Source organism: Methanobacterium sp., from assembly GCA_012838205.1.
GTDB lineage: Archaea > Methanobacteriota > Methanobacteria > Methanobacteriales > Methanobacteriaceae > Methanobacterium.
Genome location: DUPR01000027.1, coordinates 48,670 through 57,739 on the forward strand (window position 1 = coordinate 48,670; position 9,070 = coordinate 57,739).

The window sequence follows — 9,070 nt, forward strand, 5'->3', positions numbered from 1 at the left end:
TTTCCGTCTAATTTATTTTGATTTTTATTGCAAGAATTACTTATATCTAATATAAGACTTGATATCGGAATTTTTTTTATGGTATAAATTTTTTTGTAGGTGTTTCACAAGCCAAATATGGCTATGAAGAAAATAGACTCTACTGTGAAGTGCAGTGCTCGGTGCTGTAATGAGTTCATCTCCAACCCAGCAGCTTCATGGTATAAGTCAACTAACAGGTGGATTAGTGCTGCTAAAAACCCTATCTCCACTGATAAGAAAAGTATAGATATTAAGACAAAGTGGAAAATTGCCTCCATAACTTCATGAACCATCCACAATGCTATATTGGAATCCAAGATTTCCTGGATTAATCCGGCTAATAATACATAAAAATCAAAGAACATTTTCCAGAATATTTGGGTGTGTACTTCATCACTGATTGCCAGGATCACTGCAATGTAGAACCATAACATTTCCATATTGATTTTCACCTTTTATCTAAACCAATAAAAATGGGGGATTTAATTTCCGTAGATTGTAATTCCATGTTTTTAATGACCTAAAGTATAACCATTGTGACTGTATATTAAAAAGATTATACTCTAAACTATTATAGTCTATTATATTGATATTCTTAGAATTAAATATTTTACTTGGAAATATATTATTTAACCCAGAAATTCATATCCTACTAATAGACCATATCCAAAAGTTAATAAAACTTAGAAATATAATAAAATTTTAATAAAACCAAACCTGAAAGGATGTATATTAAGTTTATATTAATTTTTTTACTGGTTTGGCAGATTTAAGAATTTATGATTATTCACTAACCAAGAGGAGACCTAAGATGAACGAAGTTGAGGTTCCCAAGGACTACCATCATAAAAAAGAAATTAAATGGCAAGAATATTGGCAAAAAACTAATCTGTACCATTTTAATCCAGATGAAAACCGTCCACGTTATATTATTGACACCCCCCCACCATATCCCACTGGTTCCATCCACATAGGCCATGTATTAAACTGGCTTTACATGGATTTGATAGCTCGTTGGAAACGTATGAATGGATATTCAGTTCTTTTCCCCCAGGGATGGGATTGCCACGGTCTGCCCACTGAAGTTAAAGTTGAGGAGATCCATGATATCAAGAAGAATGATGTTTCACGGGAAGAATTCAGGAAGATGTGTATTGAGCTAACCCGTGAAAATATTCAGGGTATGAAAAGACAGATGCAGAGAATGGGCTACTGCCAGGACTGGTCCCGAGAGTATGTGACCATGACCCCTGAGTATCAGGAAAAAACACAGACCAGTTTTCTCCAGATGTACCATGATGGTTTAATCTACAGGGATGTGCACCCCGTAAACTGGTGTCCCCGCTGCGAGACAGCCATTGCTTTTGCCGAAGTTGAGTACCAGGAAAATGAAACCTTCCTCAACTACCTCGAATTTCCTGCAAGCAATGATGAATCTGGTGTGCCGATAGCCACTACTCGGCCGGAATTACTGGCAGCATGTGTAGCAGTGGTAGTGCATCCTGATGATGAACGCTACCAACACCTAGCTGGCCAAAAAGTAAAAGTACCCCTTTTTGACCGTGAAGTTGAAATAATCACCGACCAAGAAGTTGATCCTCAGTTCGGTACCGGGGCAGTTATGATCTGTACTTTCGGGGATAAAACCGACGTAACTTGGGTAAACCGTTACAACCTAGACATAATTGAAGCCATAAACGAACAAGGAATAATGCAAAAAGTCAGTGGCAAATACTGTGGAATGACCCTAGAAGAATGTAAAAAACTCATAGTAGAAGACCTTGAAAAGGAAGGTTTCCTCACTAAAAAAGAGAAGGTAGACCAGAATGTGGGTCAGTGCTGGCGATGCAAAACACCTATTGAGATCCTGGTTAAAAAACAATGGTTCGTTGCAGTCAAACAATTAAACCCCCAGATCATAGAAACAGCCCAAGCTATGGAATGGATGCCTGAACATATGAAAACCCGCCTCTTAAACTGGACGGGAAGCATGGACTGGGACTGGTGCATAAGCAGGCAACGAATATTCGCCACACCAATACCAGTATGGTACTGTAAATCCTGCGGCAAAGTCATGTTACCCTCAAAAGAGGAACTACCAATAGACCCAACACAAACTCAGCCTTCAAATCCCTGCCAATGTGGAGCTACAGACTTCGCTCCAGAAGTCGATGTCCTGGACACTTGGATGGACAGTTCCATAACACCCCTGGTAATTGCTGGCTGGCCATTACCAGAATACAAAGAATTATTCCCATCCAGTATCCGCCAGCAAGGACACGACATCATCCGAACATGGGCCTTCTACACCATACTACGTAGCCTAGCTCTAACTGGAAAAGCCCCATTTGAAAATGTGGTGGTCAATGGAATGGTGTTTGGAGAAGACGGCCATAAAATGAGTAAATCTAGAGGTAACGTCATTATCCCCGAAGAAGTGGTGGAAGAGTATGGGGCTGATGCCCTGCGTCTGTGGGCTGCTAACAGTGTACCAGGCTCTGATGTGCCCTTCGCCTGGAAAGATGTACAGCACGGATACAAATTTTTAAGGAAATTTTGGAACGCTTTCCGCTTCGTGAACATGCACCTTGCCGGATACCAACAAGAAAATGATGAAAACATAATAAACAGTTTAAAACCTCTTGATAAATGGATATTATCCGTCCTAAACCATCTGGTAGGGGAGGTAACCCAAGCCATGGAGGAGTACAACTTCGCCCATGCCCGCAACAGTATCCAATCCTACATTTGGCATGACTTCTGTGACGAATACATCGAAGCAGTCAAATACCGACTTTACACAGATGACGAGAGTCAATCAAAACAAGCAGCACTTTACACCCTGAAAACAGTGATATCAACTTCGTTAAGACTCTTATCACCCTTCACCCCCCATTTCACTGAAGAAATAAATTATTACCTTGAAAACAACAGCCAAGCTGGAAGTGCAAAAGAAGATGATAACAACCAATCCAGAAGTGTGAAGTCAGATAATCCCACCTATAAGAGTATTCACCTTGAAATGTGGCCAAAAGTTCAAGAAAACTTGTTAGACGTGTCTTTTGAGGCTGTTGGCCAAGTAGGAGTGGATGTAATTAGCCAACTTAGACGATTCAAGGCCAGTAAAAAAATGCCCCTGAATACTCCCTTGAAAAAAGCAACCATCTACACATCTTCGGAAGAGGTCTACAATTATCTTGATTTGCTGGAATCGGATATTAAAGGGACCATGCGTATTGAAAATGTTGTGATAACTCGTGGAAAACCAGATGTCCGTGAAATAGTGGTGGAAGTTACCCCCAGAATGGATAAAATAGGCCCAGAATTTAAGGGCCAAGCCCCAATAATTGTAAAATACTTAAAAGAAGAAGATCCGGAAATGATCGCACAAAAAATTACAGAAAATGGTTACATTGATATTGAAGGATCCAAGGTTGGAACTGAACACATCACCAGTAGGAAAGAATTGGTAGGGAGTACTGGAGAAAAAGTAGACCTAATTCTCATGGAAAAACTGGACCTGGTTGTGGAACTGGTAATCTAAACTCCCCATAAAAACACCCCACCCCCCTACAAAATGGATGAGTTTAAGAAAAAATATGATTTTAAGAATGAAAATGGTGATCCAGTGGAATTGGTAGTGGAAAGGGCAGATAGAATTGAAGGAATAGTAAAAGCACCACCCTCTAAAAGTTACACCCACCGAGCTATTTTATTAGCATGCCTTGCCCAGGGAAAGTCTCGCCTGGAAGACCCTCTTTACTCAGAAGACACCCTTGCCACACTGTATGCTTGCCAAAAATTGGGATGTGAAGTTAAAAAATACGATACCCATTGCCTAGTCCATGGAACCAGTGGAAAGTTCAAAAATCCAGGAAAGGTGTTGAATCTTCAAAACAGTGGAACAACCCTACGTTTTCTAACAACAATGGCCACCTTAGCACCAGGACGTACCGTGCTTACTGGTGATGATTCACTGAAAAAACGTCCCATGCAAGATCTACTAGACTCCCTTAAACCATTAGGTGTAGAAGCATTTTCAAAAAATGATGACGGTTTACCTCCAATTATAGTTAAAAATGGTTTCAGAGGAGGCAAAACTAAGATTAAGGGTGATGTGAGTTCACAATACATCTCATCCATATTATTATCAGCACCTTACGCCCAGACACATGTAGATCTAGAGGTAGTGGGTGAGTTTAAAAGCCGACCCTACGTTGACATGACCCTGGATATCATGGAAAAATTCGGAGTGAAGATCAACCATGAAAAAGAAAACCAGTATCACATCCCTAATCAAACTTACCATTCCCAAAAATACACCATCGAAGGTGACTATTCATCAGCATCATACCTGATCGCTGCTGCTGCCATCCTCAAAGGAAAAGTAACAGTCCAAAACCTTTTTTCAGATTCAAAACAGGGCGATAAGGTGATATTGGATATTTTAAAGGAAATGGGTGCTGATATTAAGCAAAAAACCGATCATGTTATAATCAAGGGAACTGGTGGGAGTGTCCCTCTGCATTCTGCAACCAGTGCCGCTTCCCTACCCCCTGGTGAACTTTTTACTACGTCACTTCAGGGGACTGATGTGGATCTGGAAAACACCCCCGACCTCCTTCCTACAGTTGCTGCTCTGGCCAGTGTGGCCCAGGGAACAAGCCACATAGTAGGGGTTGAACACGCACGATTCAAAGAAACAGACCGAGTTCACACCATGGCTCTTGAACTGTCAAAACTCGGAGTGAAACTTAAAGAAAAACGGGACGGCCTTATTATTAGTGGAGGGGCACATGGAGGTGTGGTGAAGAGTCATGGCGACCATAGGCTGGTTATGGCCCTGACACTGGTGGGTTTAGTTACTGGGGGAATGCGCATTAAAGATGCAGCAGCACATGAGGTATCTTTCCCTAACTTCCCACAAGTTATGCAGAAACTGGGATGTCCAGTTAAAATACTATAAAACTCTAATTTTTATCTCCAGACAAGTCATTGCAACAAAGTCATAAAGGGGATGTATTTTAGTGAACAATCACATCAGAAAATACTGTTCACTCTAGAATATCACCATGCAATACCAATCTATGAAGAACATCATCATGCAAAACCAGTTGATGATGATAGCCTTTAGAGGATACCCTCTGATGGTGGATGACATAATTAGATGATGACCCATACCCTAATAAGGAAATACTTATATATGAGACCATGAATAATACAGTAATTAATGATTAATTTACCGAATCATGTTTTGAGAATGCAAATCTAAAAAACATTGTAATGTGATTAGTAAAGTATCGAGTTTGATTTAGCAAGTAAATATATCGCAGGATCTGCAGGGGATTAAAATGAAGAAAAACAAGGAAACCAAAATTGTAGTTATGGGCGCCTATAATTCTGGGAAAACCACTACTTTAGAACAGATCTGCCATAATAGGGCTAAGGTTGAATATAATGGCACTACTACTGGTTTAGACTATGGTAGTACCCATATCAGTGGTGAAAAGGTGCATTTCTTCGGAACACCTGGTCAGGATCGTTTTCAATTCATGCGCAAAATCCTCTCAGAGGGCTTGGACGGTGCTATACTGGTAGTTGATAACAGTAATGGAATCACCTCCACGGATCAGGAGATCATAGAACGTTTGGATCAATTCCAAATTCCCTATGTTGTTTTTTCAAATAAACAGGATTTAAACCGCGATAAATTGGAATTGAATTGTGAAGCCCCTATTATTCCCACTATTGCCCAGGAAGGACAAGGAATAATGGATGGAGTGGGAGTTCTTCTAGAAATGGTTAAATCGGGGCGATAATCATCACCCCCCATCAAAGTTCTGAGAAATTAAATTCAAACAAATCTAATTCTGATAAACCGACTTCTAATTCTACTAAAACTACTTCTAATTTGGATAAACCAATTGATCTAATTATGGAAAATCTTCAAAATCTTTATGATTTGAGGGTGTTTGAAGATGGTGATCCCTACCGGGTGTTGATTAGAACCATCCTATCACAGAGAACCAGGGATGACAACACTGACCGTGCTTCAGAACAGCTTTTCTCCCAATACAAAACCATCAATGACATAGCCAATGCTGACCCTGCCCAGTTGGAGCCCCTAATTCGCCCTGCTGGTTTTTACCATGTTAAAGCCAGGAGGATTGTGGAAGTCTCCCGGATACTACTGGATGAATTCAAAGGTAAGGTTCCTAGTGATATTAAAGGCCTCCTGGCACTTCCAGGAGTTGGACGTAAAACTGCTAACTGTGTACTGGTTTATGGCTTTCAAAAACCAGCCATACCAGTAGATGTTCATGTTCACCGCATAAGTAACCGTTTAGGATTGGTCAACACCCAAAAACCTGAAAAAACCGAGGAAGAACTCGAAAAATTAGTTCCAAAAGAGTACTGGATTGAGCTTAACGATTTAATGGTGCAATTTGGACAGACAATCTGCCGGCCCCAATCACCCTTACATGATGAATGTCCACTTCAAGATTTTTGTGATTATTACCAAACCCAGGTTAAAAAAGGGAATATTAAAGAATAAACAAATCAATAAACTTCCCTCTCAATACAACCTTTTTTTAAATAGTTTATTTACCCCTATTTTATAACATAATGGTTAAAAACTAAATGTAATGGTTAAACCATAAATATTTAAAAGAAACTGGTAAATACAGATTTTTATGAATCGTGCTATGAGCAGCCTAAAAATAGTATGGTACAGACGACAGTGGGGAAAAACCAGCGAACTCTACACCCACCCAAGCACTTGCTGCAGATGATGCAAACAAAACCACCGCAACTCAGGAAAGGGTTGAGGCAAAGACAGTTAAAAGTACGAAATGTGCAAGTACTGGAATTTTGACTTGTGGGAACTGTGGAAGAGATGGATACATAAGTGTAACCCCTTATTTTCTTTTTTCCTATGGAATATGAATTTTTAATACTATTTTCTAATTCTACTACAACATCAATTCATCAATTTCTCACACGTTAATCTGTTATTATAAAAATATCTAATTATTAGGTGAATTTCCATATTTTGAATACAAAACGAACCCTATATCTTTTTCCGGACTCTTTTAAAAGTAGCTACATTATGGTAACTAATGCAATTTTTGAAACACAATCAATAAGAAATTATGTAACATCATGTTAGTAGATGTTATAAAAATTTTATTATGTGGATTAAGTACGTAACAACAAAGAATATAACTTATTTATTATTATATTAATATTTATTAGAATAGTAATGTTACAAAAAAATAAGTGCTTTAAACCAGTTTTGGACTGTTCTTATTATATTAAGGGAGGTAATTCATGGTTACTCTGGATTATATTAATATACATCACGATATTAAGGATTTGCTAAAATACACTTCTAGTTCTTCAGTTAGGGTTAAAATATTGATTTGTTTAAGTGAAGGCATTCAAACCATGAGCCAGCTTAAAAAAAGATTAGGCATCAGCAGTTCCACAATATCTTACAATCTTAGCAACTTGGAAAAAAGGAACTTCACATCTAAAGATGGTGAAAAGTACATCCTCACCCCTATTGGTAATTTGATAACCTACAACCTAAAGGAGAATATGAAAACAATTGGGGTTATCAGTAAATTCCAGAAGTTTTGGTTAAATCATGACCTTTCTGCAATTCCCCCAGAACTAATTAAAAAAATAGGAAACTTATACAACTCATCCCTGGTTGAATCCGAGTCCGGAGAAATCTACAAACCTCATGAAAAATATCAGGAAATTATTCTACAATCTAACTATATTAAAGGTGTTTCATCAATTTTTCGTTTTAATTACATTGATCTATTCCAACATTTAATACTAGAAAATGATATCAATGTAGAACTCCTATTAACCAAGGATGTAATTCAAAAAATAATTCAAGACATTGACCCGGATAATTTAAAAGCACTTAAAAACTCTATGACCCGAGAAAACATTCAAATAGGGATTATCCATCCAGAGGTGAGAATTGCTTTCACTGTCACTGATAAATATTTATCTTTGGGCTTGTTCTATGAACAGGGAGATTATGATAAAAGCAAAGATCTGATTAGTGATGATCATGACGCGGTTGTCTGGGGTAACCAGCTATTTGAATATTATCGAAACCAGTCTCAGAAATTCCAGTTATGAATTTTTACGACGTTTTTTCATAATTATAAGCTCTAGTTCCCTATTCATAGCCATCAGTGGCTGTTTTAAAACCTATCTTTCTTTTTCTTTATACAATACTCCTCAGATTTATCCCCTATTATTTACAACATTCCTAGTGATCTACTCAGTTTACGGCTTAAACAAAATAACTGATATTAAAGAAGACCAATTGAACAATCCAGAACGAACCAGTTTTATTTTGAAATACAAACCATTATTTAAATACAGTGCTGGGTTAACCTATTTCTTGGCAGTGTTAATCGGATGTTTTTATGGTTGGAAGGTCTTGCTCATTATTTTATTTCCCCTATTAGCTGGAATAATGTACAGCAAAAAATTACATCCAAATATACCTAGACTTAAGAACATCTTTCCAGTTAAAAGCATAATCGTTGCACTTAGCTGGACTGTAGGCAATACATTTCTCCCCATAGTTAATGGAAAAACTAGTTTTCAGGTTATGCTGTTTATTTTCTACTTCTTTTTTATAAAAAGCTTTATTAATACTGTTCTTTTTGATTTGATCGATTATCAGGGAGATAAAGTAATTGGAGTTCAGACTATACCAGTGGTTGTGGGTCCTGAAAGAACTATTCTACTTCTTCTCTTCTTGAATTCTACCATGAGTATATTGATCCTGATCTGCGTATCTTACGGATTGTTCAAACCCCTTACACTGCCCTTAATATTCTGTTTAATTTACTGTTACCTCTACATCATCTATTTTTATAAAACCAATAACCGTCTTAGAATGGAATTATTAGTAGATGGAGAATGGATATTTCTGGTTTTCATAAGCTTAGCAACTTACACTTCAATCCAATATCTGTAAATTGCAGTTAATTTCAACATACCCTTAAAATTG

The 9,070-nt window shown here is 37.9% G+C and carries 8 protein-coding genes; 7 read left to right on the forward strand and 1 reads right to left on the reverse strand.

The genetic code is table 11. From position 1 onward, the window contains the following. Positions 1-104: 104 nt before the first annotated feature. The gene (locus GXZ72_04390) at positions 105-461 is read right to left on the reverse strand and encodes a hypothetical protein (protein ID HHT18778.1); all 357 of its coding nucleotides are present in this window, start codon (positions 459-461) and stop codon (positions 105-107) included. Positions 462-832: 371 nt separating this feature from the next. Here GXZ72_04390 and GXZ72_04395 point away from each other — a divergent pair, with 371 nt between their 5' ends. The 7 genes from GXZ72_04395 to GXZ72_04425 all read left to right on the forward strand — a co-directional run bounded on the left by GXZ72_04395 (position 833) and on the right by GXZ72_04425 (position 9,037). Then, on the forward strand, positions 833-3,565 hold the full coding sequence (locus GXZ72_04395; GenBank protein HHT18779.1) for a valine--tRNA ligase: 2,733 nt from the start codon (positions 833-835) through the stop codon (positions 3,563-3,565). A 33-nt stretch (positions 3,566-3,598) separates the two neighbouring features. Continuing rightward, the gene (gene aroA, locus GXZ72_04400) at positions 3,599-4,987 is read left to right on the forward strand and encodes a 3-phosphoshikimate 1-carboxyvinyltransferase (GenBank protein ID HHT18780.1); all 1,389 of its coding nucleotides are present in this window, start codon (positions 3,599-3,601) and stop codon (positions 4,985-4,987) included. Between the two features lie 385 nt (positions 4,988-5,372). Continuing rightward, positions 5,373-5,840, forward strand: a complete 468-nt coding sequence (locus tag GXZ72_04405; protein ID HHT18781.1) for a GTP-binding protein — start codon at positions 5,373-5,375, stop codon at positions 5,838-5,840. 116 nt (positions 5,841-5,956) lie between these two features. Then, positions 5,957-6,577 (forward strand): endonuclease III, encoded by a 621-nt coding sequence (locus GXZ72_04410; protein ID HHT18782.1) that lies wholly within the window; start codon positions 5,957-5,959, stop codon positions 6,575-6,577. Positions 6,578-6,748: 171 nt separating this feature from the next. Continuing rightward, positions 6,749-6,898: a hypothetical protein gene (locus GXZ72_04415; GenBank protein ID HHT18783.1), complete on the forward strand. Its 150-nt coding sequence runs from the start codon at positions 6,749-6,751 to the stop codon at positions 6,896-6,898. A 455-nt stretch (positions 6,899-7,353) separates the two neighbouring features. Further along, positions 7,354-8,184, forward strand: a complete 831-nt coding sequence (locus tag GXZ72_04420; GenBank protein ID HHT18784.1) for a winged helix-turn-helix domain-containing protein — start codon at positions 7,354-7,356, stop codon at positions 8,182-8,184. Beyond that, positions 8,114-9,037, forward strand: a complete 924-nt coding sequence (locus tag GXZ72_04425) for a UbiA family prenyltransferase (protein ID HHT18785.1) — start codon at positions 8,114-8,116, stop codon at positions 9,035-9,037. The genes GXZ72_04420 and GXZ72_04425 overlap by 71 nt, the downstream gene beginning before the upstream one ends. Positions 9,038-9,070: the final 33 nt, after the last annotated feature.